The sequence below is a fragment of the Stenotrophomonas sp. A3_2 genome, from assembly GCF_036624925.1.
Taxonomy (GTDB): domain Bacteria; phylum Pseudomonadota; class Gammaproteobacteria; order Xanthomonadales; family Xanthomonadaceae; genus Stenotrophomonas; species Stenotrophomonas hibiscicola.
Map to the genome: position 1 here is coordinate 1 of NZ_JAZKVY010000218.1, position 24711 is coordinate 24711.

24 protein-coding genes are annotated in these 24711 nt (G+C 65.8%); 14 read left to right on the plus strand and 10 right to left on the minus strand.

Annotated features, from left to right (window positions below):
• Positions 1–182: 182 nt before the first annotated feature.
• Complete coding sequence (locus R5H29_RS07420) at positions 183–818, minus strand: OmpW family protein (protein ID WP_019660737.1); 636 nt, start codon at positions 816–818, stop codon at positions 183–185.
• A 186-nt stretch (positions 819–1004) separates the two neighbouring features.
• Between R5H29_RS07420 and R5H29_RS07425 the strand changes: the two genes are divergently transcribed.
• The 3 genes from R5H29_RS07425 to lpdA all read left to right on the plus strand — a co-directional run bounded on the left by R5H29_RS07425 (position 1005) and on the right by lpdA (position 5313).
• Complete coding sequence (locus R5H29_RS07425) at positions 1005–1520, plus strand: DNA-deoxyinosine glycosylase (RefSeq protein WP_058978691.1); 516 nt, start codon at positions 1005–1007, stop codon at positions 1518–1520.
• A 167-nt stretch (positions 1521–1687) separates the two neighbouring features.
• A complete protein-coding gene (aceF, locus tag R5H29_RS07430; RefSeq protein WP_111102934.1) occupies positions 1688–3397 on the plus strand; it encodes a dihydrolipoyllysine-residue acetyltransferase in 1710 nt (569 codons plus the stop codon).
• A gap of 107 nt (positions 3398–3504) precedes the next feature.
• Positions 3505–5313: a dihydrolipoyl dehydrogenase gene (gene lpdA / locus R5H29_RS07435; RefSeq protein ID WP_019660734.1), complete on the plus strand. Its 1809-nt coding sequence runs from the start codon at positions 3505–3507 to the stop codon at positions 5311–5313.
• A gap of 454 nt (positions 5314–5767) precedes the next feature.
• Here the strand turns inward: lpdA and R5H29_RS07440 are convergent, their stop codons facing one another.
• The gene (locus tag R5H29_RS07440) at positions 5768–6586 is read right to left on the minus strand and encodes a hypothetical protein (RefSeq protein WP_019660733.1); all 819 of its coding nucleotides are present in this window, start codon (positions 6584–6586) and stop codon (positions 5768–5770) included.
• Positions 6587–7044: 458 nt separating this feature from the next.
• Between R5H29_RS07440 and R5H29_RS07445 the strand changes: the two genes are divergently transcribed.
• The 9 genes from R5H29_RS07445 to R5H29_RS07485 all read left to right on the plus strand — a co-directional run bounded on the left by R5H29_RS07445 (position 7045) and on the right by R5H29_RS07485 (position 14261).
• Positions 7045–7410: a hypothetical protein gene (locus R5H29_RS07445; protein WP_014648497.1), complete on the plus strand. Its 366-nt coding sequence runs from the start codon at positions 7045–7047 to the stop codon at positions 7408–7410.
• A gap of 31 nt (positions 7411–7441) precedes the next feature.
• Positions 7442–8242, plus strand: a complete 801-nt coding sequence (gene atpB, locus R5H29_RS07450) for a F0F1 ATP synthase subunit A (protein ID WP_005411134.1) — start codon at positions 7442–7444, stop codon at positions 8240–8242.
• 73 nt (positions 8243–8315) lie between these two features.
• Entirely contained in the window at positions 8316–8621 is a 306-nt protein-coding gene (atpE, locus tag R5H29_RS07455) for a F0F1 ATP synthase subunit C (RefSeq protein WP_005411133.1), read from the plus strand.
• 106 nt (positions 8622–8727) lie between these two features.
• Entirely contained in the window at positions 8728–9198 is a 471-nt protein-coding gene (locus R5H29_RS07460; RefSeq protein WP_005419512.1) for a F0F1 ATP synthase subunit B, read from the plus strand.
• Between the two features lie 2 nt (positions 9199–9200).
• A complete protein-coding gene (locus tag R5H29_RS07465) occupies positions 9201–9728 on the plus strand; it encodes a F0F1 ATP synthase subunit delta (RefSeq protein WP_019660730.1) in 528 nt (175 codons plus the stop codon).
• A gap of 44 nt (positions 9729–9772) precedes the next feature.
• The gene (gene atpA / locus R5H29_RS07470; protein WP_005419511.1) at positions 9773–11320 is read left to right on the plus strand and encodes a F0F1 ATP synthase subunit alpha; all 1548 of its coding nucleotides are present in this window, start codon (positions 9773–9775) and stop codon (positions 11318–11320) included.
• Between the two features lie 97 nt (positions 11321–11417).
• A complete protein-coding gene (gene atpG / locus R5H29_RS07475) occupies positions 11418–12281 on the plus strand; it encodes a F0F1 ATP synthase subunit gamma (RefSeq protein WP_005411129.1) in 864 nt (287 codons plus the stop codon).
• A 37-nt stretch (positions 12282–12318) separates the two neighbouring features.
• Positions 12319–13725 (plus strand): F0F1 ATP synthase subunit beta, encoded by a 1407-nt coding sequence (gene atpD, locus R5H29_RS07480; RefSeq protein WP_005419510.1) that lies wholly within the window; start codon positions 12319–12321, stop codon positions 13723–13725.
• A 113-nt stretch (positions 13726–13838) separates the two neighbouring features.
• Complete coding sequence (locus tag R5H29_RS07485; RefSeq protein ID WP_005419509.1) at positions 13839–14261, plus strand: F0F1 ATP synthase subunit epsilon; 423 nt, start codon at positions 13839–13841, stop codon at positions 14259–14261.
• A gap of 227 nt (positions 14262–14488) precedes the next feature.
• Here R5H29_RS07485 and R5H29_RS07490 read toward each other — a convergent pair whose 3' ends face one another.
• Positions 14489–14872: a GtrA family protein gene (locus tag R5H29_RS07490; RefSeq protein ID WP_019660729.1), complete on the minus strand. Its 384-nt coding sequence runs from the start codon at positions 14870–14872 to the stop codon at positions 14489–14491.
• A gap of 83 nt (positions 14873–14955) precedes the next feature.
• On the opposite strand from R5H29_RS07490, the gene glmU reads away from it, so the two are divergent.
• A complete protein-coding gene (gene glmU / locus R5H29_RS07495) occupies positions 14956–16323 on the plus strand; it encodes a bifunctional UDP-N-acetylglucosamine diphosphorylase/glucosamine-1-phosphate N-acetyltransferase GlmU (protein ID WP_164144584.1) in 1368 nt (455 codons plus the stop codon).
• Positions 16292–16825 carry a GNAT family N-acetyltransferase gene (locus tag R5H29_RS07500; RefSeq protein WP_332329000.1) on the plus strand — a complete coding sequence of 178 codons (534 nt, stop codon included), beginning with the start codon at positions 16292–16294 and terminating at the stop codon, positions 16823–16825. Before glmU ends, R5H29_RS07500 begins: the two co-directional genes overlap by 32 nt.
• A gap of 68 nt (positions 16826–16893) precedes the next feature.
• Here the strand turns inward: R5H29_RS07500 and R5H29_RS07505 are convergent, their stop codons facing one another.
• The 7 genes from R5H29_RS07505 to R5H29_RS07535 form a co-directional block, all read right to left on the minus strand.
• Positions 16894–18246, minus strand: a complete 1353-nt coding sequence (locus R5H29_RS07505) for a PAS domain-containing sensor histidine kinase (protein ID WP_019660726.1) — start codon at positions 18244–18246, stop codon at positions 16894–16896.
• Positions 18243–19589 (minus strand): sigma-54 dependent transcriptional regulator, encoded by a 1347-nt coding sequence (locus R5H29_RS07510; protein ID WP_332329001.1) that lies wholly within the window; start codon positions 19587–19589, stop codon positions 18243–18245. Before R5H29_RS07510 ends, R5H29_RS07505 begins: the two co-directional genes overlap by 4 nt.
• Positions 19590–19712: 123 nt before the next feature.
• On the minus strand, positions 19713–20090 hold the full coding sequence (locus R5H29_RS07515; RefSeq protein ID WP_332329005.1) for a PDZ domain-containing protein: 378 nt from the start codon (positions 20088–20090) through the stop codon (positions 19713–19715).
• A gap of 16 nt (positions 20091–20106) precedes the next feature.
• The gene (locus R5H29_RS07520) at positions 20107–21324 is read right to left on the minus strand and encodes an FtsX-like permease family protein (RefSeq protein WP_332329002.1); all 1218 of its coding nucleotides are present in this window, start codon (positions 21322–21324) and stop codon (positions 20107–20109) included.
• Positions 21325–21344: 20 nt separating this feature from the next.
• On the minus strand, positions 21345–22643 hold the full coding sequence (locus R5H29_RS07525) for an ABC transporter permease (RefSeq protein ID WP_005419489.1): 1299 nt from the start codon (positions 22641–22643) through the stop codon (positions 21345–21347).
• Between the two features lie 10 nt (positions 22644–22653).
• Entirely contained in the window at positions 22654–23379 is a 726-nt protein-coding gene (locus tag R5H29_RS07530; RefSeq protein WP_332329003.1) for an ABC transporter ATP-binding protein, read from the minus strand.
• Between the two features lie 35 nt (positions 23380–23414).
• Entirely contained in the window at positions 23415–24692 is a 1278-nt protein-coding gene (locus R5H29_RS07535) for an efflux RND transporter periplasmic adaptor subunit (RefSeq protein WP_111102117.1), read from the minus strand.
• Between the last annotated feature and the right edge of the window lie 19 nt (positions 24693–24711).

Sequence of the window (24711 nt, forward strand, 5' to 3'; positions counted from 1 at the left end):
CCGTGTTTGTCTCGCCCCGCCCCCTGGCGGGGCGGCTTCCCCTATCGTCGCGCTGGGGCCCGCCTCTACAAAAACCCCCCCGCCCTGGGGCTCGGCTCTACAGGTGGAACGCGGGTGACGGAAACGACGACGGGCCCCGAAGGGCCCGTCGCGTTACATCAGTGAAGCAGGTGCAGCCTGGATCAGAAGCGGGCGCCGATGCCGAAGCCGACGGTCCACGGATCCATCTTGGCTTCGCCGATCTTTTCGCCGCCAACCTTCACGTCCGGGCGGGCGCGCATGTAGCGGGCGTCGGCACGGGCGAACCAGGTGGAGTTGATGTTCATGTCCACGCCGACGGTACCGATCACGCCCTTGGCATCCTTGAAGCGGATGTCGGTGTCAGCGCCGTTGCCCAGCTTCTCGTTGCTGAAGCTCGACTGGTAGTAGCCCACGCCCACGAACGGGCGGAACACGTTGTCTGCCTGGCCGAAGTGGTACTGGCCGCTCAGCGCGACCGGCTGCTGCTCGACCGAGCCCAGGCGGGCGTTGTTCGGGCCCTTGAACTTGTTTTCGAACTTGTCGGCAGCGCCCCACAGTTCAACGGCCCAGTTATCGTTGATGTAGTAGCTGAAGCTGACGGTCGGCGCCGGGCCGCCATCGGTCTTCTTCACGCCGGTGATCGGGTCGTTCTTCGGTTCCAGCAGCGAGATGCCGCCAACCACGGCAAAATGCTTGCCCGAGGCAGTGTCGGTGCTGCTGCTGTCCTGGGCGAAAGCGGCCGGTGCAAAGGCGGCGGAGGTCAGCAGGGCGAGACTCAGGATACGGATGGAGCGCATGGGGGTATCTCCTAATGTTTCTTGTTTTGGGCCCCCGGTTGCGGGGCGAGCACACCGTAGTCGCCCCAACATGAATCGAATCCGACGCACGTTAAAAAATAGTTTTCCTTGTTCAGCGACGGGTGCGGAATGCCTGCATTCATGGGGTTTTCGGCCCTCGCTGACATTCATGCAGTTGGAGAAGATGTGAGCGAAGCAACGTTGTGCATTGGCCTGCAAGCGCAGGTGAACGTGCAGTGCCGCGTGCTGCTGCTGGGCTCGATGCCAGGCGTGGCGTCGCTGCAGGAGCAGCGCTACTACGCGCATCCGCGCAACCGTTTCTGGCCGTTGATGGCCGATATCTGTGGCTTCAGTGCGGATCTGCCCTATGCAGCGCGGCTGCAGGCGTTGAACGCCGCAGGCATCGGCCTGTGGGATGTGATCGGCCGCTGTGAGCGCCGGGGCAGTCTGGATGCGGACATCGTGCGTGGCACGGAAGTGCCCAATGCACTGCCGGAACTGATCGCCGCGTTGCCCGAGCTGAAGCTGGTCGGCTGCAATGGCGCCGCGTCAGCGCAGGCATTCCAGCGTTGGGTGCTGCCACGGTTGGAGGCCCCGCCGAAACGGGTGGTACTGCCGTCGACCAGCCCGGCCAATGCGGCCTGGTCGCTGCCGCGCCTGCGCCAGGCCTGGCAGCCGGTGGCAGACGCACTGGCGACATGAAGCGGACATCGTAGGGACAATACGCTACCGACTGGTGGCAGGCGCAACCCATGGGCAACAGCGTGTCCCGGCTGCGTGCGTACTGAAAACACCTGTAACGGTTGGCGCTGGACCCCGCTGGCCGCACAATAGACGTTTCCCTACACCAGATTGCCGGAGTTATCCCCATGGCCGAAATCAAGGAAGCACTTGTCCCCGATATCGGTGACTACAGCGATATCCCGGTAATCGAGGTGCTTGTCGCCGTCGGCGACACGGTCAAGAAGGACCAGGGGCTGGTGACGCTGGAAAGCGACAAGGCGACCATGGAAGTGCCGTCCTCGGTGGCTGGCGTGGTCAAGGAGCTGAAGGTCAAGGTGGGCGACAGCCTGTCCGAAGGCAAGGTCGTGGCCCTGATCGAAGTGGCTGAAGGCGAAGCGGAAGCCGCCAAGCCGGCGGCTGCCGCGCCGGCGCCGGCCAAGGCCGCTGCCCCGGCTGCCGCTACCCAGAGCGCGCCGGCCCCGGCCGCAGCTGCCCCGGCTGCCAGCGGTGGTGCCGTTGAAGCGCTGGTGCCGGACATCGGCGACTACGCCGGCATTCCGGTCATCGAAGTCCTGGTCGCCGTTGGCGACACGGTCAAGAAGGACCAGGGCCTGGTCACGCTGGAAAGCGACAAGGCCACCATGGAAGTGCCGTCCTCGGTGGCCGGTGTGGTCAAGGAGATCAAGGTCAAGGTCGGCGACAACCTGTCGCAGGGCGATGTGGTTGCGATCATCGAGGCCGAGGGCGCTGCCGCGCCGGCACCGACCAAGGCCGCCGCTGCCGCCGCGCCTGCAGCCGCTGAGACAGCCACCAAGGTCGAGCCGGTCGCCGTGCCGGCGCAGCCGGACAAGCTGGCGGCCCGCGAGATCGCCTCGGCCGGTACCCCGTCCAGCCCGCCGGTGCAGTTCAACGCTGATGGCGTGCTGCCGGCCAAGGTGCCGTATGCCACCCCGGCGGTGCGTGTGTTCGCCCGCGAACTGGGCGTGGACCTGCTGCAGATCAACGGCACCGAGAAGGGCGGCCGCATCACCAAGGCTGACGTGCAGAAGTTCGTCAAGGCCGCGCTCAGCGGTGGCGTGCCGGCTGCCGGCGGTGCTGCCGTCGCTGCCGGTGGTGGCCTGAACCTGCTGCCCTGGCCGAAGGTCGACTTCAGCAAGTTCGGCGAGACCGAAGTCCAGCCGCTGTCGCGCATCAAGAAGATCTCCGGCGCGAACCTGGCCCGCAACTGGGCGATGATCCCGCACGTCACCCAGTTCGACCAGGCCGACATCACCGACCTGGAAGCGCTGCGCGTGGCGCTGAACAAGGAGAACGAGAAGGCCGGCATCAAGCTGACCATGCTTGCTTTCCTGATCAAGGCCAGCGCCGCGGCGCTGAAGAAGTTCCCGGAATTCAACGCCTCGCTCGATGCCAGCGGCGAAAACCTGACCCTGAAGAAGTACTTCCACATCGGCTTCGCCGCCGACACGCCGAACGGCCTGGTCGTGCCGGTGATCCGCGACGTGGACAAGAAGGGCGTGGTGCAGATCGCGCAGGAAACCGGCGAACTGGCCAAGAAGGCGCGCGACGGCAAGCTCGGCCCGGCCGACATGAGCGGCGGCTGCTTCTCGATCAGCTCGCTGGGCGGCATCGGTGGCACCGCGTTCACCCCGATCGTCAATGCACCGGAAGTGGCCATCCTCGGTGTCTCCAAGTCGTCCATCCAGCCGGTCTGGAACGGCAAGGAATTCGCACCGAAGCTGATGCTGCCGCTGTCGCTGAGCTACGACCACCGCGTCATCGACGGCGCCCTGGCCGCACGCTTCACCACGTACCTGTCCCAGGTACTGGCCGACATGCGCCGCGTGCTGCTGTAAAGCACCGCTTCGCCCCCACCGTGCGGCCGCAGCCCCTGGCGCGGCCGCGTGAACAGATGCAGTGACAGCCCACCGGCCATGCCGGTCGGGCACGAGGAAAACCCACCATGGCCACGATTGAAGTCAAGGTTCCCGACATCGGCGATTACAGCGATGTGCCGGTGATCGAAGTGTTGGTCGCCGTCGGCGACACGGTGAAGAAGGATCAGGGTCTGGTGACCCTGGAATCGGACAAGGCCACCCTGGAAGTGCCGTCCTCGGCTGCCGGCGTGGTCAAGGAAATCAAGGTCAAGCTGGGCGACACCCTGTCCGAAGGCGCCGTGGTCGTGGTGCTGGACGCTGAAGGCGCCGCCGAAGCCCCGGCCAAGGCCGCTGCGCCGACTCCGGCTGCGGCCGCTCCGGCCAGCAAGCCGCCGGTGACCCCATCGCACCGCGCCCCGGCTGAACCGGCTGCGCCGAAGCCGGCGCTGTCCAGCGGCAAGCCGGCCGACATCGAATGCGAAATGGTCGTGCTGGGCTCCGGCCCGGGCGGCTACACCGCCGCCTTCCGCGCCGCCGACGTCGGCCTGGATACGGTGCTGGTCGAGCGCTACGCCAGCCTCGGCGGCGTCTGCCTCAACGTCGGTTGCATTCCGTCCAAGGCGCTGCTGCACGCCGCTGCGGTAATCGACGAAGTGGCCCATGCCGGTGATTTCGGCGTCGAGTTCGGCAAGCCGACCATCACCCTGGACAAGCTGCGCCAGTACAAGGAAAAGGTCGTCAACCAGCTGACCAAGGGCCTGGCCGGCATGGCCAAGCAGCGCAAGGTCCGCAACGTGCAGGGCGTCGGCAGGTTCATCTCGGCCAACGAGATGGAGATCACCGCCGCTGACGGCAGCACCCAGCTGCTGCGCTTCCAGAAGTGCATCATCGCTGCCGGTTCGCAGGCGGTGAAGCTGCCGAACTTCCCGTGGGACGACGCGCGCGTGATGGACTCCACCGATGCGCTGGAGCTGGCCGAAGTGCCGGGCTCGCTGCTGGTCGTCGGCGGCGGCATCATCGGCCTGGAAATGGCCACCGTGTACAGCGCGCTGGGCAGCAAGGTCACTGTGGTCGAGTTCATGGACCAGCTGATGCCGGGCGCCGACAAGGACCTGGTCAAGCCGCTGGCCGATCGCCTGAAGAAGCAGGGCATCGAAGTCCACCTGAAGACCAAGGCCTCGGGCGTCACCGCCGATGCCAAGGGCATCACCGTGACCTTTGAAGCTGCCGAGGAAGGCCAGGCGCCTGCGCTGGCGCAGGGCACCTTCGACCGCGTGCTGGTGGCCGTCGGGCGTTCGCCGAACGGCAAGAAGATCGATGCCGAGAAGGCCGGCGTGCAGGTCACCGAGCGTGGCTTCATCCCGGTGGATCGCCAGATGCGCACCAACGTGCCGCACATCTTTGCCATCGGCGACATCGTCGGCAACCCGATGCTGGCCCACAAGGCCACGCACGAAGGCAAGCTGGCCGCCGAAGTGGCTGCCGGCCACAAGAAGGAGTGGGTGGCCCGTGTGATTCCGTCGGTGGCCTACACCAACCCGGAAATCGCCTGGGTCGGCGTGACCGAGACCGAAGCCAAGGCCAAGGGCCTGAAGGTCGGCGTGGCCAAGTTCCCGTGGGCCGCCAGTGGCCGTGCGATCGGCATCGGCCGCACCGAGGGCTTCACCAAGCTGATCTTCGACGAAGAGACCCACCGCATCATCGGTGGTGCGATCGTCGGCGTGCACGCCGGTGACCTGCTGGCCGAGATCGGCCTGGCGATCGAGATGGGTGCGGAAGCCGAAGACATCGGCCACACCATCCACGCCCACCCGACGCTGAGCGAGTCGGTGGCGATGGCGTCGGAAATCTATGACGGCACGATCACTGATCTGTACATGCCGAAGAAGAAGTAAGGCGCCCGCGCCGTTCCAAATGAAAAGCCCCGGCGTTTGCCGGGGTTTTTTGTTGAGCCTCGATCACTCTCATTGCGAGCGTTCGGGCCGCCGCGCGGGTGGCAGGCATTTGGGCAAATGTCCCCGTCACTCGCCTGCGGCGGTCGCCTCCTCCTTTACTTTGTCCAAACGCCTGCCACCCGCACAGCGGCTCGGCTTGCGGATAGTCGAGAGCCGGTGCTCTGGCCGCCGGGATGCCTGACACGCGGAGGGAGCGGGGGCTGTGTGCGAAGTAAAGGAGGAGGTGACGGCCTCAGGCCGGCACCGGGGGACATTCGCACGCGGCCCCCGCTCCCTCCAGTGCTCGACCCAGCTGCTCTTGCTGCTGCACGCAGGGAAAAACAGCACAAAAGAGCGCGGCCCCGATGTTCCGGAGGCCGCGCCAGGAGAGAGAGTGCCGTGGAAGGGGCGGGTGTCAGAACACGAAGCTGATACCGGCCACCGGGCCCTTGAATTCCTGCTTCAGGCCGATGGTGCCATCGCTGCCCTTCTTGTCCGCATCAAGCTTGAACCAGTCGTAGCCGGCGAACACGCCGAAGTTCCTGGTGAAGCGGTAGTCGACGATGGCGTTGGCGCGGCTCAGGTCGCCCTTGTAGTCATCGAAGCTGCCCCAGCGCGTGTTGAGGTACTGGCCCTGCAGGGTGATCATCCACTTCTCGGACGGGGTGAAGCTCAAGCGTGCACCGACCACCGGCGCCACGCCGTCGGTTTTCTCGTTGAGGAACTGGCCTTCATAGACAGTGCCCAGATCGGCGTAGGCCTTGGTGCTGACCTTGGCGTACTCGGCACCCAGCTGCAGGCCGAGGTCGAAGGTGTCGGTGTCCACCACCGAGTAGTCATAGACCAGGCTGGCCACCTGGTACTTCAGTTCGCCCTTGACGAAGCTGCCGGACGGCACGCTGACGTCACCGAAGGAGATGTCCTGGCCGAGGGTCTCGCGGCGGTCCTTGTCGTACTTGAAGTAGTTGAACAGCAGGCGCTGGCGGTTGCTGATGCGGAACATGCCGTCAATGCGCGGCTCCCACTCCTTGCCACCCAGCTTGAAGTCCTCGGAGAAACCGATGTCCTGGCCGGCCACGTTGGTGTTGCCGCGGAGCGTGTTGTCCGAGTCGATGTTCATCGCACCCAGGCGCAGGGCAAAACGGTCGTCGCCTTCGGCGGCGTGGGCGGCATTGGCGAACGAGGCGCCGGCAGCGAGCAGGGAGAGGGCGAGCAGGGTGGGTACGGGGCGCATCGAAGAGTCCTTGCAGTGGTTCATCAGAGTGAAGACCACTGTGCGGGACAGGCCCGTCCACCATCCGTGAACGTATGGTCCACGGCGTGTGCACCGTTCAGCGCTGTCACGACGATGCAAAAAGATGGCCCCGGAGACGGGCTTCGGGGCCATCGTGGGACCTGCGGGGTGGAGCCGACGAGGATGCTGCAGGCAGGTCGAGTAATCGGACCGGCGCATCCGGTGAAAGTTCCGTCGACTGCGACCAAAGTTCAATACTGCGGTGCAACATCGTGCGGACGTCATTGTCCCCCCGGTGGTACGCAAAAATGTAACCGTTACCGCAACTTGCGCCTTCCCGGGATGAACAGGCAGCGGTTGTCTCGCAAATTGTCCCATTGCTATAATTTGGCGGCTCGATGAGGCCCCCCCTGCTGTAGCCGCCTCAACCCTCCACATGCAACCACGCGGGACGTCCTGTGCTGAACTCCGTTGACGCGGGTCGGCGACTGATGCTGCGCGCCGCGGTCTACCCGCTGGCCGCGGTCGCTGTCCTGGCCCTGGCCTTCCTGCTGGTGGGTCCGAAATATGCCCTCGGCGCGCTGGCGTCTGGTGTGGCCATTTCGGCCGGTGGCTGGGTTGCAGCACGGATGGCGCTGGGCGGAGGTGCGGTGGCCGCAGGATCGGCGATGGCTCGCCTGATCATTGCGATCGTGGCCAAGTGGGTCGTGGTTTTCGGCGTCCTGCTGGTGGGGTTCCTGGTCTTCAAGCTGCCTGCGTTGGCGCTGTTGGCCGGTATCGCCGTCGGCTTGATGTTCCAGGTCCTGGCCATGGCCAGGCGTTGACAGAATTCAATTAACTGAAGGTTCCGGACACATGGCGGGCGAGGCTCTAACCCCTACCAGCTACATCCAGCATCACCTGCACAACCTGACCGCGCCGGTCGGCAAGGGTGAGGGTATGTTCTGGCATATCCACGTCGATACCTTCCTCACCGCCGTCCTGATGGGCCTGGTGATCGTGGTCGCGTTCTGGCTGGGGACCCGCAAGGCCACCGCCGGCGTGCCGGGCAAGTGGCAGGCCTTCGTCGAGATCTGCCTGGAGTTCGTCGACCGCCAGGCCAAGGACACCTACCACGGCAAGAGCAAGCTGGTCACGCCGATCGCCATCACGATCTTCTTCTGGATTCTGCTGATGAATCTGCTGAAGATGATCCCGGCCGATTTCATCGCCAAGCCGCTGGAATGGGCGGGCGTGCACTACTGGAAGCCGGTCCCGACCGCTGACGTCAACGCCACCCTGGGCATGGCCATCAGCGTGTTCTTCCTGATGCTGTTCTTCGCGCTCAAGTCCAAGGGCCTGGGCGGCTTCATCAAGGAATTCCTGACGGCGCCGTTCGGCAAGTGGATGATGCCGTTCAACCTGATCCTCAACATCGTCGAGTGGCTGAGCAAGCCGATCTCGCTGGCGATGCGACTGTTCGGCAACATGTTCGGCGGCGAAATCGTGTTCCTGCTGATCTGGGTGCTGGGTGGTGCCGGTTTCTTCGGTGCCATTGCCGGTGGTGTGTTCGGCCTCGGCTGGATGCTGTTCCACCTGCTGGTGATCCCGCTGCAGGCCTTCATCTTCATGATGCTGTCGATCGTGTACCTGAGCCTGTCGGAAGACGCTCACTGAGTTTCAAGCTTCAACGCGTTTCAACCTTCATCCGTTTCATCACCCTTAGCAACTTAAGTTCCTGGAGATAACCATGTACTTCGCCGTCCTGACCAACTTCGCGCAGATTCAGAGCTCCACCGCCCTTGCCGTCGGCATCATGATCGGCCTGGCCGCGCTGGGCGCCGGTCTGGGTCTGGCCATCATGGCTGGTAAGTTCCTGGAGTCGGCCGCCCGCCAGCCGGAACTGATCCCGGTCCTGCAGGTCCGCATGTTCATCACCGCCGGCCTGATCGACGCCGCGTTCATCATCTCGGTCGCCGTTGGCCTGCTGCTGGCCTTCGCCAACCCGCTGTCGGCTGCCTTCGCTGGCGCCGTCACCAAGGCTCTGGCCGGCTGATACAGCGGTTTGAGACGACCGGGTGCTGATGCACCCGGTTTCGGATGAAGGCCGGATGTGCCGCTACGGCGGCGCGTCCACCCCGAAACCAGCGATCGAGCTAACCATGAATATCAATTTCACCCTTCTTGCGCAGGCGCTGGCCTTCGCTGGTCTGATCTGGATCATCGCGACCAAGATCTGGCCGCCGCTGATGAACGCGATCGAGGAGCGCCAGCAGAAGATTGCTGAGGGCCTCGCTGCTGCCGACCGCAGCCAGAAAGATCTGGCCCAGGCGCAGGAGAAGGTCAACGAAGCGCTGAAGGAAGCCCGCACCAAGGCCAACGAGATCATCGATCAGGCCCACGCGCGTGCCAACCAGATCGTTGATGCTGCCCGTAACGAAGCGATCACCGAAGCCACCCGTCAGAAGGAACTGGCCCAGGCTGAAATCGACGCCGCCGCCAACCGTGCCCGTGAAGATCTGCGCAAGCAGGTGTCCGCGCTGGCCGTGACCGGTGCCGAAAAGCTGCTCAAGCGCGAAATCGACGCCAACGCCCACAAGGCGCTGCTCGACGAGCTGGCCTCGGAGATCTAAGGATGAGCCAGGCCCTCACGCTTGCCCGCCCGTACGCCCGCGCCGCGTTCGCGACCGCGCGCGACGAAGGCGCGTTCGCGCCGTGGTCGGACGCCCTGGCGTTCTCCGCCCACGTCGCCGCCGACCCGCGCGTGGCGGCCCTGCTCGCCAACCCGGAGCTGGGTCGTGACGACGCCGTCGCCCTGCTGGCGCCGGTGTCGCACGGCGAGACCTACTCGCGCTTCCTGGCCGTCCTGGCCGAGTCGCACCGTCTGCCGCTGCTGCCGGAAATCGCCGGCATGTTCGACGCCCTGCGCGCCGAAGCCGAGCACGTGGTCAAGGCCACCGTCACCTCGGCCGCCGAACTGTCGGCCGCTGAGCTGGATGCGATCAAGGTCGCGCTGCGCAAGCGCTTCAACCGCGAGGTCGACGTGACCACCGCGGTCGATGCCTCGCTGATCGGCGGCGCCGTGATCGACGCCGGCGACGTGGTCATCGATGGTTCGCTGAAGGGCAAGCTGGCCCGTCTGCAGACCGCGCTCGCTAACTGAATTCATTTAACGTCCGGCCCCGCTGCCGGCACTAGGACTTGACGATGGCAACCACGCTCAACCCCTCCGAAATCAGCGAACTGATCAAGAACCGCATCGAGAAGGTCAAGCTGGCCGCGGAATCGCGCAACGAAGGCACCGTGACCAGCGTGTCCGACGGCATCGTGCGCATCTTCGGTCTGGCCGACGTGATGCAGGGCGAAATGATCGAACTGCCGAACAACACCTTCGCACTGGCCCTGAACCTGGAGCGCGACTCGGTCGGCGCCGTGGTCCTGGGTGACTACGAGCACCTGCGCGAAGGCGACGTCGCCAAGACCACCGGTCGCATCCTGGAAGTGCCGGTCGGTCCGGAACTGCTGGGCCGCGTCGTGAACGCGCTGGGCGAGCCGATCGACGGCAAGGGCCCGCTGGGCACCGACCTGACCGCTCCGGTGGAGCGCGTTGCTCCGGGCGTGATCTGGCGCAAGTCGGTCGACCAGCCGGTGCAGACCGGTTACAAGTCGGTCGACTCGATGATCCCGATCGGCCGTGGCCAGCGCGAGCTGATCATCGGTGACCGCCAGACCGGCAAGACCGCCATGGCGATCGATGCGGTGATCAACCAGAAGGGCACCGGCATCAAGTGCGTGTACGTTGCGATCGGCCAGAAGGCGTCGACCATCGCCAACATCGTGCGCAAGCTGGAAGAGAACGGCGCGCTGGCCCACACCATCGTGGTGGCCGCGACCGCTTCCGAATCGGCTGCCATGCAGTACATCAGCGCCTACTCGGGCTGCACCATGGGTGAGTACTTCATGGACCGCGGTGAAGACGCGCTGATCGTGTACGACGATCTGTCCAAGCAGGCCGTCGCCTACCGCCAGATCTCGCTGCTGCTGAAGCGTCCGCCGGGCCGTGAAGCCTACCCGGGTGACGTGTTCTACCTGCACTCCCGTCTGCTCGAGCGCGCTGCCCGCGTGTCCGAGGAGTACGTCGAGAAGTTCACCGAAGGCAAGGTCACCGGCAAGACCGGTTCGCTGACCGCGCTGCCGATCATCGAAACCCAGGCCGGCGACGTGTCCGCGTTCGTTCCGACCAACGTGATCTCGATCACCGACGGCCAGATCTTCCTGGAAACCGACCTGTTCAACGCCGGCATCCGCCCGGCCGTGAACGCCGGTATCTCGGTGTCGCGCGTCGGTGGCTCGGCCCAGACCAAGATCATCAAGAAGCTGTCGGGCGGTATCCGTATCTCGCTGGCCCAGTACCGTGAGCTGGCTGCCTTCGCGCAGTTCGCCTCGGACCTGGACGAAGCGACCCGCAAGCAGCTGGAGCGTGGCCAGCGCGTCACCGAGCTGATGAAGCAGAAGCAGTACGCGCCGATGTCGATCGCCAACCAGGCGCTGTCGATCTACGCCGTCAACGAGGGTTACCTGGACGACGTGCCGGTCAACAAGCTGCTGGCGTTCGAAGAAGGCCTGCACGCCCACTTCGCCAACACCCAGGGCGAGCTGATCAGCAAGGTCAACGCCACCGGCGGTTGGGACAACGACATCGAAGGTGCCTTCAAGAAGGGCATCGCCGAGTTCAAGACCACCGGCAGCTGGTAATCGCGGTCCTGTAGAGCGGAGCCTCCGGCTCCGCTGGACCAGATGACAAACGGTTGAACAACGCGGGGCATCAGCCCCGCGCCACGGGAAACAAGAGATGGCAAGCGGACGCGAAATCAAAACCAAGATCAAGAGCGTGCAGAACACCCGCAAGGTGACGCGCGCCCTGGAAATGGTCTCGGCCTCCAAGATCCGCAAGGCGCAGGATCGGATGAAGACCTCGCGTCCGTACGCGCAGGCGATGAAGCAGGTGATCGGTCATCTGGCCCAGGCCAGCACCGACTACCAGCATCCGTTCCTGGTCGAGCGCGAGCAGGTCAAGCGGGTCGGTTTCATCGTGATCTCCTCCGATCGCGGCCTGGCCGGCGGCCTGAACAACAACCTGTTCCGCAAGATGCTGGGCGAAGCCAAGGCATGGCAGGACAAGGGTGCCGAAGTGGACCTGGTGACCATCGGCCAGAAGGCTTCGACCTTCTTCCGCCGCGTGAAGGTCAACATGGTCGGCAGCGTGACCCACATCGGCGACGTGCCGAAGCTGGAATCGCTGATCGGTGTGATCAAGGTCATGCTCGACGCCTTCACCGAAGGCAAGATCGACCGCGTGTACCTGGTGTACAACCGCTTCGTGAACACCATGGTGCAGAAGGCCAGCTTCGATCAGCTGCTGCCGCTGCCGCCGGCTGAGAAGCAGGTCGCTCACCACGACTGGGATTACCTGTACGAACCCGATGCCGCGACCGTGCTGGAGCACGTGATGACGCGTTACATCGAGTCGCTGGTGTACCAGGCACTGCTGGAAAACGTCGCCTCCGAGCATGCCGCACGCATGGTTGCGATGAAGGCGGCGAGCGACAACGCCAACAAGCTGATCGGCACCCTGCAGCTCGTCTACAACAAGGCGCGCCAGGCAGCGATCACCCAGGAAATCTCCGAAATCGTCGGCGGCGCGGCAGCAGTCTGACCGCGTTCGTTCAAAGCACACATTAGAGGATGCAGCAATGAGTCAGGGCAAGATCGTTCAGATCATCGGCGCGGTCGTCGACGTCGAATTCCCGCGTGAATCGGTGCCGAAGGTGTACGACGCACTGAAGGTGGAAAACACCGAGATCACCCTCGAAGTCCAGCAGCAGCTGGGTGACGGCGTGGTGCGTACCATCGCCCTCGGTTCCACCGACGGCCTGAAGCGCAACCTGGTTGCCGTCAACACCGGCCGTGGCATCTCGGTGCCGGTCGGTGCCGGCACCCTGGGCCGCATCATGGACGTGCTGGGCCGTCCGATCGACGAAGCCGGCCCGGTCGCTGCCAGCGACAACTGGGAAATCCACCGCGCTGCGCCGTCGTATGAAGACCAGTCCCCGGCCACCGAGCTGCTGGAAACCGGCATCAAGGTCATCGACCTGATGTGCCCGTTCGCCAAGGGCGGCAAGGTCGGCCTGTTCGGCGGCGCCGGCGTCGGCAAGACCGTCAACATGATGGAGCTGATCAACAACATCGCCAAGGCGCACAGCGGCCTGTCCGTGTTCGCCGGCGTGGGTGAGCGTACCCGTGAGGGCAACGACTTCTACCACGAAATGAAGGACTCCAACGTCCTGGACAAGGTGGCGATGGTGTACGGCCAGATGAACGAGCCGCCGGGCAACCGCCTGCGCGTCGCGCTGACCGGCCTGACCATGGCCGAGTACTTCCGCGACGAGAAGGACGAAAACGGCAAGGGCAAGGACGTCCTGCTGTTCGTCGACAACATCTACCGCTACACCCTGGCCGGTACCGAAGTGTCGGCACTGCTGGGCCGTATGCCGTCCGCGGTGGGTTACCAGCCGACCCTGGCCGAGGAAATGGGCGTCCTGCAGGAGCGCATCACCTCGACCAAGAACGGCTCGATCACCTCGATCCAGGCCGTCTACGTTCCCGCGGACGACCTGACCGACCCGTCGCCGGCGACCACCTTCGCCCACCTGGACTCGACCGTCACCCTGTCGCGTTCGATCGCCTCGCTGGGTATCTACCCGGCCGTCGATCCGCTGGACTCCACCAGCCGCCAGATGGATCCGCTGGTCATCGGCCACGAGCACTACGACACCGCCCAGCGCGTCCAGCAGACCCTGCAGAAGTACAAGGAACTGAAGGACATCATCGCGATCCTGGGCATGGACGAACTGTCCGAAGAGGACAAGCAGGCCGTGTCGCGCGCCCGTAAGATCGAGCGCTTCTTCAGCCAGCCGTTCCACGTGGCCGAAGTGTTCACCGGTTCGCCGGGCAAGTACGTGCCGCTGAAGGACACCATCCGTGGCTTCAAGGCCATCGTCGATGGCGAGTACGACCACCTGCCGGAGCAGGCGTTCTACATGGTCGGCGGCATCGAAGAAGCGGTCGAGAAGGCCAAGAAGATGGCCGAGAAGGCCTGATCCGGGACGGGCGGGAGCTATCCTGCCCGACCTGACGCCGGCGCCGGGCAACCGCCCGCGCCGGTGGACCCCCACGGTGGCATTGCGCCGCCGCGAACAGCGAAGAGATTTGCATGAGCACGATCCGTTGCGACATCGTCAGCGCCGAGCAGGAAATCTTCCGTGGCGAAGCGACCCTGGTCGTGGCCACCGGTGAGCTGGGCGAACTGGGCATCGCGCCCAAGCACGCGCCGCTGATCACCCGCCTGAAGCCGGGCAAGGTGGTGGTGACCACGCCGAATGGCGAGCAGCTGGATTTCGCCATCTCCGGCGGTATCCTGGAAGTGCAGCCGCAGGTGGTGACCGTGCTGGCCGACACCGCGATCCGCGCGCAGGACATCGACGAAGCCTCGGTCCGCAAGGCCAAGGAAGAAGCCGAACGCATCCTGGCCAACCGCGGCGAAGCGATGGAAGTGGCCGAAGCCCAGCAGAAGCTGGCCGAGGCCGTCGTCCAGCTGCAGGCACTGGAACGCCTGCGCAAGAATCTCAAGCACTGAGGTTCGCGCTGCACCCACGAGAACGCCGGCCCTGTGCCGGCGTTCTTGTTTGTGCTGGCGGGGCAGCGCCGACTGGGTAGAGTCGACTGTTAGTCGACTACCGCGCGCAGCGCGGGATTTCGCGGCCTGATGGAAGAGCAGTCGACTGACAGTCGACTCTACCGATGCCGATGCGGATGCCGATCCCGATCCCGATCCCGATCCGGCATCCCGGATCCCGCCCCGTCTCAGCGATACACCACGTAGCGCATCAACAGGAACGACACGCAGGCCAGCCCGCCTTCCACCAGCGGCTTGGCCAGCCACGTGTACTGCAGGCCCAACGCCTGGTCGACCAGGCTGACCAGCAGCGTGCTCGCTGCCGTCAGCAGCAGCCACAGCCCGAAGAAGCGTGCGAATCGCTTCCATCCCAGCTTGCGGGCACCGGCCTCGGCAAAGGTGTAGCGGCCGTTGAGCCAGAAGCCCAGCAGCATGCCGGCCAAGCGGCCGGTGATATTGGCCGGCGCGACCGGCATGCCCAGCGCGCTGGCGGCCACGAACACCAGCCAATCGACCAGCAGCTGCACGAGCCCGATGACGAGATAGGTGCTTCCCTGGCGGACGAGGCCCATCAGCGTGGTGAAGGAGGCGGGATGCCCATGTTAACGGCCCACGCTCTAGAATCATCTGCAACGAACCACGGACCGCCGTTTCCATGACCCAACCCCTGCACGTCATCATCCTCGCCGCTGGCGCGGGCAAGCGCATGAAGTCGGTGCTGCCGAAAGTGCTGCAGCCGATCGCCGGCCAGCCGATGCTGGCGCATGTGATCGATGTGGCCCGCGAGTTGCAGCCTACGGCGATCCACGTGGTCCATGGCCATGGTGGCGAGGCGGTGCGGCAGTATTTCGCCGACCAGCCCGACCTGCAGTGGGCCGAACAGGCGCAGCAGCTCGGCACCGGCCACGCCGTGGCGCAGGCGATGCCGCAGGTGCCCGATGCGGCGCAGGTGCTGGTGCTGTACGGCGATGTGCCGCTGATCCGTGCGCAGACCCTGCGCCACCTGCTGTCGGAGCCGGGGCGCCTGGCGGTGCTGGTGGCCGAGCTCGATGACCCGACCGGTTACGGCCGCGTGCTGCGCGATGCGGAGGGCAAGGTCGGCTCCATCGTCGAGCAGAAGGACGCCACTGACGACCAGCTGCGCGTGCGCACGATCAATACCGGCATCATCGCCGCCGAGTCGACCGCGCTGCGCCGCTGGCTGTCGCAGCTGTCCAACAGCAACGCCCAGGGCGAGTATTACCTCACTGACGTGTTCGCGTTCGCCGCGAACGAGTACACCCCGGCCGAGATGGCGCTGGTCGCCGATGCGCAGGAGGCCGAGGGGGCAAATGATCCCTGGCAGCTGTCGCAGCTGGAGCGCGCCTGGCAGCGCCGTGCGGTGCGTGCACTGTGCGCACAGGGCGCGCGCGTGCGCGACCCGGCACGCCTGGATATCCGTGGCACCGTCACCGTGGGCAGCGATGTGCTGATCGATGTCGACGTTGTCCTTGAAGGCAACATCGTGCTCGGTGACGGCGTCACCGTAGGCCCGTTCAACAGGCTGAAGGACGTCAACCTGGGGCCAGGCACCGAAGTGCGTGCGCACTGTGATCTGGACGGCGTGGTCACCGAAGGCGCTGCGCAGATTGGCCCGTTCGCACGGCTGCGCCCGGGCACCGTGCTGGCCGATGGCGTGCACGTCGGCAACTTCGTCGAGACCAAGAAGGTCACCCTCGGTGTGGGCAGCAAGGCCAACCACCTCACCTATCTGGGCGACGCGGTGATCGGCAGCAGGGTGAACATCGGTGCCGGCACCATCACCTGCAACTACGATGGCGTGAACAAGTCGACCACCACCATCGGCGACAACGCCTTCATCGGCTCCAACAGCTCGCTGGTGGCACCGATCACCATCGGCGAGGGCGCGACCATCGCTGCCGGGTCGGTCATCACCCGCACCGCGCCGGACGGCAAGCTGACGCTGGCACGTGCACGACAGGAAACCATCGATGGCTGGAAGCGCCCGGTCAAGAAGTCCTGAGCCACGGGTTCCGCGCACCGATGAGCTGGGTGTGCTGCCGGCGATCGAACAACGTGCCGGCGAACTGCTGAGGGGTCACGAGGCCTATCCGGTGTTTGCCAGCCACGGCCTGGACCTGCCGACGCTGCAGGAAGGCCTTGAGCGTGGGCAGCTGTGGGTGGTGGATGGCGCCGCCGGCGGTGTTGCCGGCTACCTGCTGGCCGGCGACCTGGCAGGCGAGTTCCATGTCCTGCAGATGGATGTGGATCCTGCACACGGGCGGCAAGGCCATGGCCGCGCGTTGTTGCGCCATGCGTTGGCACAGGCCAGGGCCGACGGCTACGCGTCAGCGGTGCTGACAACGTTGATCGACGTACCGTGGAATGCGCCTTTCTATGCCAGCGAAGGATTCGTTGAAGTGCCGGAGGCGGAGTGGGATGCCGGGCTGCAGTCGGTGATGGCCGAAGAGGCCGCGCTGGGATTTCCAATGCATCTGCGGGTGGCGATGCGGCAGGTCTGGTAGGTGCCGACCCTGGTCGGCACATCCACGCATGGCGTGGCTCTACTGGCAGACCGAGCCAAGTCGGCAACTCACCCCACCGGCAGCAGGATCGACACGCACAACCCGCCATCGCCACGATTCTGCAGTGACACACGCCCGCCGTGCGCCTCCACGATCTCGCGGGTCAACGCCAGCCCCAGCCCGGTGCCGTTGCGCTTGGTGGAATAGAACGGCATCAGCGCGTTCTGCAGCACCTGCTCGTTCATGCCCTTGCCACGGTCCAGCACATCCAGGCGCAGCCATTGCGGCAACCGCGTCAGCTGCACCTGCACGTCATCATTGGGCGGATCGGCTTCGGCGCCGGCCTCATGCGCGTTCTTCAACAGGTTCAACAACGCCTGCCCGAACTGCGCGATGTCGATGCGGCTGCTCAGTTCCTCGTCCGGCTCGCGCTCCATGGTGAACGGAATCTGCTGGCGCAGGCTGGACAGGAAGGGGGCCCAGTGCACGGTCTGCAACTGCGGCTGCGGCAGCTTGGCAAAACGCGCATAGCCGCGAATGAAACCTTCCAGATGGCGCGCCCGGTCTTCGATGGTGGTGAAGATCTCCGGCAGCCGATCGAAGCGCTCGCGCTGCACCAGCACGCCGCCGGAGTGTGCCAGCGAAGCGATCGGTGCCAGCGAGTTGTTCAGCTCATGGCTGATCACCCGGATCACCTTCTTCCACGTCTGCACTTCCTGGCGGCGCAGCTCGGCGGTGAGCAGGCGTACCAGCAACAGGTCGTGCGGACGGCCATTGAGGTGGAAAGAACGACGTGAGAGGTGATAGACCTGTTCGTCATCCTCGTCGCTGTCTTCGCCTTCCGCATGCACCGCGAACAGGCTGTCGCCGCCGCGGGCGATGGCATCGCGCAGTTCCACCGGCACCTGTTCCAGCACGTCCTCCAGGCGCTGTCCTTCCAGCTTCCAGCCGCCATGCAGCAACTTGCGCGCGGCCAGGTTGGAGAACACCACGCGGGCGATGCCATCGCCGCCGGAGGCGATCAGCAGCATCGCCACCGGCGTGTTCTGCACCATTGTGTCCAGCAGCAGCTCGCGTTGCACCAGGCCCTGCCGCTGTGCACGCAGTACATCACCCAGTTCGCGGTGTGCCTGCACCAGGTCGCCGAGCTCGTCATTGCCGGGCCAGTGCACGCCGAAGTTGTATTCGCCGTCGCGATAGCTGCTGGTGGTGCCCGCCAGGGCCCGCATCAGTGACCGCACGGGGGCGGTGGCACGGCGCAGCGTCCACCACATCAGCGACAGCAGGATCAGTGCCGACACGGTGGTCACAACCCAGCCATGGTCCATCCAGTACGCCAGCAGCCACGGCAACGCGGCGGCCAGCGCCAGCACCGGCAGCAGGCGCAGGAACAGACGGAAGGTGAACGAACGCCGCTTCATTCGCGTGGGATGCCGTGCCGGTCCATGCGCCGGTACAGCGCCTGGCGGCTCAGGCCGAGTTCGGCGGCAGCCTGGGCGATGACGCCGTGGTTGCGCGCCAGCACATCCTCGATGCGCGCACGGTCAGGATCATTGCCGGCACTGGGCGCCGGTCGCGAAGCAGGTGCGGCACGCGGCAGGTTCAGGTCGGCCACTTCGATGCGGTTGCCGGTCGCCAGCAGCTCGGCGCGCTGGATCACGTTGCGCAGTTCGCGCACGTTGCCGGGCCAGGGATGCCGTTGCAGGGCCGCGGTGGCGGCGCTGGACAGCGGCTTGCCGGCGGTCAGGAAGCGCTCGGCCAGCGGCACGATGTCGCCCGGGCGTTCGGCCAATGGTGGCAGTACCAGTTCCACCGTATTGAGGCGGTAGTACAGGTCTTCGCGGAAGGTGCCGTCGCGGATCATCGCCGGCAGGTCGGCATTGGTCGCACTGACCACGCGGACTTTGACCTGGCGCTCGCGATTGGAGCCAAGACGCTCGAAGCGGCCGGTTTCCAGCACACGCAGCAGCTTCATCTGCCCGCCCAGCGACAGGTTGCCGATCTCATCCAGGAACAGGGTGCCACCATCGGCGGCCTCGAACTTGCCTTCGCGTGCCTTGTTGGCGCCGGTGTACGCACCGGCCTCGGCACCGAACAGTTCGGCTTCGATCAGTTCCGACGGCAATGCGCCGCAGTTGACCGTGATGAACGGGCCCTTGGCCACCAGCGAGTTGGCCTGGATGATCTGCGCGATCTTCTCCTTGCCAGCGCCGTTGGGACCGGTGATCAGCACCGGCAGTTCGGAGCGCGCGACCTGGCAGGCGAGCGCGATGACGCGCTCGCTGGCCGGATCTGCAAAGACCGCGCCACAGAGCTTGTACTTCTCTTCCAGCGTGTTGCGCTGCCGCAGCTCACGCGCGCGCCGCCGGTCCAGCTCGCGGCGTGCCTCGGACAGCTCGAGCAGGTTGTTGACCGTGGTCAGCAGTTTGCGGTCGTCCCAGGGCTTGGCCAGGTAGTCGGCGGCACCGGCCTTGACCAGGTCCACCGCGCTGCTCAGGTGGGTCCAGGCGGTGAGCAGGATCACCGGCAGGTCCGGGTGGCGCGCGCGGATCTGTGCGAACAGCGCTTCGCCCTCCTCGCCGGAGGTGGTGTCCTCGCTGAAATTCATGTCCTGGATCACCAGATCAACCGGCTGCGACTCGAGCAGGGCCAGCCCTTCGGCCGGGCTCTGCGCCTGCAGGGTGTCGATGTCATGCAGGGAGAACAGCACGTCCAGCGCGGTGCCCACGCTGGCGTTGTCGTCGATGATCAGGATCGAAGGCATCAAACGGTTCTGCAGAAAGGGATGGGCGGCGCCGTTGGAGCCGTTCGTGTCCACGCACCGGGAGAGCCCGGCGCCACCCATCAAGCATAGCCAAACCCGTGGCTGTGCAGGAGCGGCCCCTGCTCAGCGCCGGGGAGGCGCCGGGGGCGCTGGCGGCGCAGGTGGCGGCGGCACTTCCAGTGCCTGGCGCCAGGCTGCGGCGTCGACCGCCACCGTCAGTTCGCGTCTGTCGCGGCGCAGCAACAGATAGGCGGTGGCGGCGTGGGAATGGCGCAGTGCCTCGGCCAGATGTTCGACCCGGCGCACCGCCGTGTCGTCCACGCGGAGGATGCGATCACCGCTGCGCACGCCGAAGCGGGCTTCCGGACGCGCGGCTTCCACCCGTACCTGGCCCTCGGTCGAGCGCAGCGCCAGGCGGGCATCATCCTGGCGCCATTCCAGCGTCTGCGAGCTGCCACCGCCGGCCAGCGCCGGCAGTGGCAGCAGTGCCATCAACAGCATCCGGCAGGCACGCATCTCACGCGCCCCGCGTGGCAACTGCGGGCGGGACCGCTGCCGCGCGCCGGGCCGGCCCGAACACCGCGACCTGGCCCAGCACCCACAGCAGCAGCGCGCCCAGCGGCAGGTAGTACAGGGGCATGCGTGGCAGCTCGTACAGGTTCATCAGTGCCAGATTGATCGCGTAGGCCGCCAGCATGCCCAGCACGATGCCCAGCGAGGCCAGCAGGAAGTTCTCGGTCTGGAAGTAGCGCAGGATCTGCCCGCGGGTGGCACCGAGTGCGCGGCGAATGCCGATCTGCTTGCTGCGCTGCTGCACCCAGAAGCTGGCCAGGCCGATGATGCCCAGTGCGGTGACCACCAGCAGCGAGACGCTGACGGTGATCAGCAGGCCAACCATCGCGCGGTCGTTCTTGAAGAAGTCCTTGCGCTGGTCTTCATAGGTCAGCTTGTCGCGCATCAGCCGGTTGGGGTCGTTGCGCTCCAGTACAGCAGCCCCCGCATCAAGCACCTCCTGGCGGCGTTCCGGCGAAGTGCGCAGCAAATAGGTGCCACCCTCGTCGAAGGTGCGCCGCATGGGCAGCAGCATGGAGTTCGTCCAGTTGTCATTCCAGCCATTGGGCGTGCTGAGCGTGTCGACGATGCCGACCACGTGCAGCGGCTGCTTGCCCATGTAGTAGGTCTTGCCCAGCGCGCTGCCGTTGGGTTCCATCTTGGCGGCGGTGGCCTGGGTGAGGATGACCGGGATGGCGTTTTCCTTGGCGCCCCCCTTGCTGGCGTCTTCGAAGTTCTGGTACTCGCTGGGCAGGAAATCGCGGCCGGCGATCAGGTTGATGCCCATCGTGGCCAGCCCGTTCTCGGACAGGGTGTACATCGAAGCGTTGGTGGTCGGCCGTTCCTGGTCGATCTCCCGCGAGATGCTGCTGCTGGACGAGCCGTTGCGGAAAGGCACTTGGTTGATGATGGTGACGTTGCTGACGCCGGGAAGCGCACGCAATGACGCCAGGTCCTCACGGGTGCGGGCCATGGCATCGGTCTGCTTGCCGATGCCGCTGACGCGGAGCATCACCAGTTCGTTCTCGGCGATGCCGCTGGGCATGCTGATCTTCTCCACGCGCTGGCTGACCAGGAACAGCGCGTTGCAGACGATGGCGCAGGTCAGTGCGACTTCCAGCACGATCAGGGCAGCGGCAGTCTTGTGCCGGCGCAGCGTGCTGAGGATGGGGCGGATGTCCATGGGAGTCCTCGTTCGATTGCTTACTGCGACTTGAGCTGGATGGCCGGAGTGACCTGCATGGCGCGCCAGGCAGGCAGGAAACCGGCGGCAAGGCTGGCGAACAGGGTCAGGCCCAGCGCGAGCAGCAGCATGTTGCCGTCCAGGTGGGCCAGCTTTGCGTACTCCACCGGTTGCTGGCGCACCGCGAACAGGCCGAGCAGGGCCAGGCCGATGCCCAGCACGCCCCCGACCACGCCGACCGCGCCGGCTTCCACCAGGCACTGCAGGAAGATCTGGCCACGGCTGGCACCGAGTGCGCGGCGCACGCCGATCTCTCCACTGCGGCGCAGGAACTTGGCCAGCAGCAGGCCCACCGTGTTGACCAGGCAGACACCCAGGAAACCCAGTGCCAGCCACAGCTGCAGGCGCACGTCGCTGGGCACCGCGCCGTTGAAGTCCAGCCATTCCATCACGGTGCGCAGGCGCACGTTCGGCGGGTGCTTGAAGCGGCCGGCCTGGCGCTGCTGGCTCGAATAGTTCTCCAGGTAGCGGCGGTAGTCGGCGGCCTTGGCCGGGTCCATCTCCACCCAGTACTGCAGCCACGCGCAGGGTGCGTTGAGCGAGTAGCTGTTGCCATCGGGATTCTCGCCGAAGCAGTTCATGTTGCCGTTGCTGCCCAGCTTCAGGTCGAACGAGGTGGAGATCGGCAGCAGCAGGTCTTCGTTCTTGCCGTAGCTGCCGGTGGTCAGGTCGTAGAAGTGCGGCTCCGGGCTCCATTCCTTCATCACGCCGACGATGCGGTAACTCTGGCCTTCCATGCGCAGGTCGCGGCCCACGCTGTTGGCGCCCTGGTACAGCTTGTCGTTGAGCGCCTTGGAGATGACCACCACGCGTGCGCGGCCTTCATCGTCCTCGCGCGTCCAGGGGCGGCCGTACTGCATCGGCACCTCGAACATCGGGAAGAAATCGGCGGAGGTCCAGCGGGTGTCGATGCTGAAGGGCTTGAGGGTGCTGTTGTCCGGTTCGATGGTGCCGCCACCGCCGCTCATCAGCGCCTGGCGCTCGCCCTTGGCTTCGCGCAGCAGGGCTTCACCGTCGAAGCGGGTCAACTGGGTTTCCGGTTCCTCGCCCGCGACATAGGCGCCGGTCGCGGCATCGAGCTGCACGTAGAACAGCCGGTCGCTCTTGCCGGGAATCGGGTCACCGGACAGCACATGGAACACGGTCAGGGTGGTCATCGAGGCACCGATGCCGAGGGCGATGGCCACCACCATCAGCGCGGTCAGGACCTTGTTGCGGCGGAAGCTGCGCACCGCCAGTCGGGCGTAGTAGGCGAACATGGCCGGCCCCTCACTCGTTGACGGCGACGATGTGGCGCGGGGGGGGGGCCAGCACCGGTTCGCGCACCAGGTCGGTGACCTGGCCATCGACGATGTGCACGTTGCGCTGCGCACGCGCGGCCAGTTCCGGATCATGGGTGACCATCACGATGGTGGTGCCGGCGGCATTGATCTCCTCCAGCAGTTCCATCACGCCGCGCGCCATCTGCGTATCCAGGTTGCCGGTCGGTTCGTCGGCCAGCAGCAGGCGAGGGCTGCCGGCCAGGGCGCGTGCGATGGCCGCGCGCTGCTGCTGGCCGCCGGACAGCTCATTCGGGTAGTGCTTCATGCGCGAACCCAGGCCGACCTGGGTCAGCGCCTTCTCGATGCGCTCGCGGCGCTCGTTGGCGCTCATCTTCCGATAGCGCAACGGTACGTCGACGTTGTCGAACAGATTCAGATCGGGAATCAGGTTGAAGCCCTGGAAGATGAAGCCGATCTTCTGGTTGCGCAGGCGGCTGCGTGCGTCGTCGCCCAGCGTGCTCACATCCTGCCCGTCCAGCAGGTAGGTACCGCTGGTGAAGGTTTCCAGCAGGCCGGCGATGTTGAGGAAGGTGGTCTTGCCGGAACCGGACGGGCCGGTGACGGCGACGAACTCGCCTTCCTTGACCTGCAGTTCCAGCGAGCGCAGAGCGTGGGTCTCCACCTGTTCGGTACGGAAGACCTTGGCGACCGAACGCATTTCGAGCATGTACATGGGGTGTCCTCTCTCCAGGATTCAGGTATCAGGTGTCAGTTGACGGAGACGCGTTCGGCGTCCTTGAACAGGTCGCTGCCGGAGACCACGATGCGGTCGCCTGGCTGCACACCGGACTTGATTTCCACTTCGCCCAGGCTGCTGACGCCCAGTTCCACCGGACGGCGCACGGCGGTGCGGCCATCCATCACGTAGGCCATGCCGTTGCCCTGTTCGACGAACGGGCCGCGCTCGACCTTCAGCACGTCCTTGCGGGTATCGAGCAGCACGCGCACCGACATCCGCTGGCTCTGGCGCAGGCCTTCCGGCTGCGCGCTGGCAAAGCGCACGCGGGCGTTGACCTCGCCGTTGACCACTTCCGGCGATACTGCGCTGATCTCGCCCGGGAACGGCTGGCCGTTGCCACCGGTCAGCTGGGCCGGCATGCCGATCGCCAGGTCGCGGGCGAAGCTCTCCGGCACCTTGATCTCGACCTCGAACTTGGACAGGTCGACTACGCCCAGCACCGGCGCGTTGGCGGCCAGGTTGGTGGACTGCACGGCCTGCACCTGGCCAACCTGGCCATCGAAGGGCGCGCGCAGCGTCAGCGCATCGACCTGGCGCTGCACTTCGGCCACCACCGCTTTCTGGCGGTCGGCCAGCAGGCGCTTGTTGCGGGCATCCAGGTCGGCGCCTTGGCTCTGCAGGCGCGCATCGGTGGTGGCGTTGGCCAGGGCGATGTCGGCTTTCTTCAGCGAATCCTTGGCCTTGGCCAGGTCGATCTGCGGTACCGCGCCGCCGTCGTAGCCGCGCTGGTAGCGCTGCAGGTCACGGTCGGCGGCCTGACGCTCGATGGTGGCCTGGTCGGTTTCCTTGCGGGACTTGGCGCGGGCCAGGGTCGCGTCCAGCGCGGCGCGGCTGGCCTCGGCTTCCAGCCCGGCCAGCGTTGCCTGTTCCTGGGCCAGCTTGCTGCGCAGTTCCGGGCTGTCGATGATCGCCAGCTCCTGGCCCTTCTTGACCACGTCACCGGCGACCACCTTCAGGTCCACGGTACCGGCCGAGATGGCATACAGGATCGGGCTGTTGGCGGCGATCACGCGGCCGTCGGCGGCGATGTCGCGCACCAGGTCGCCGCGCTTCACTTCGGCGATGCGCACGCGGCTGCTGTCGAAGGAGCGGCTGGCATTGGACCAGGCATGTACCGCCCAGCCGATGCCGGCCAGCAGCGCGATGGCACCCAGCGCCGGCCAGCGATAGCGGTGCCAGGCCACGCGGGAGGTGCCGGCCGGGGCGGTGGAAACGATCTGGTCCTGTGCGGAGGTGTCGCGGATCATCGGATGCGTGCCTGACGGT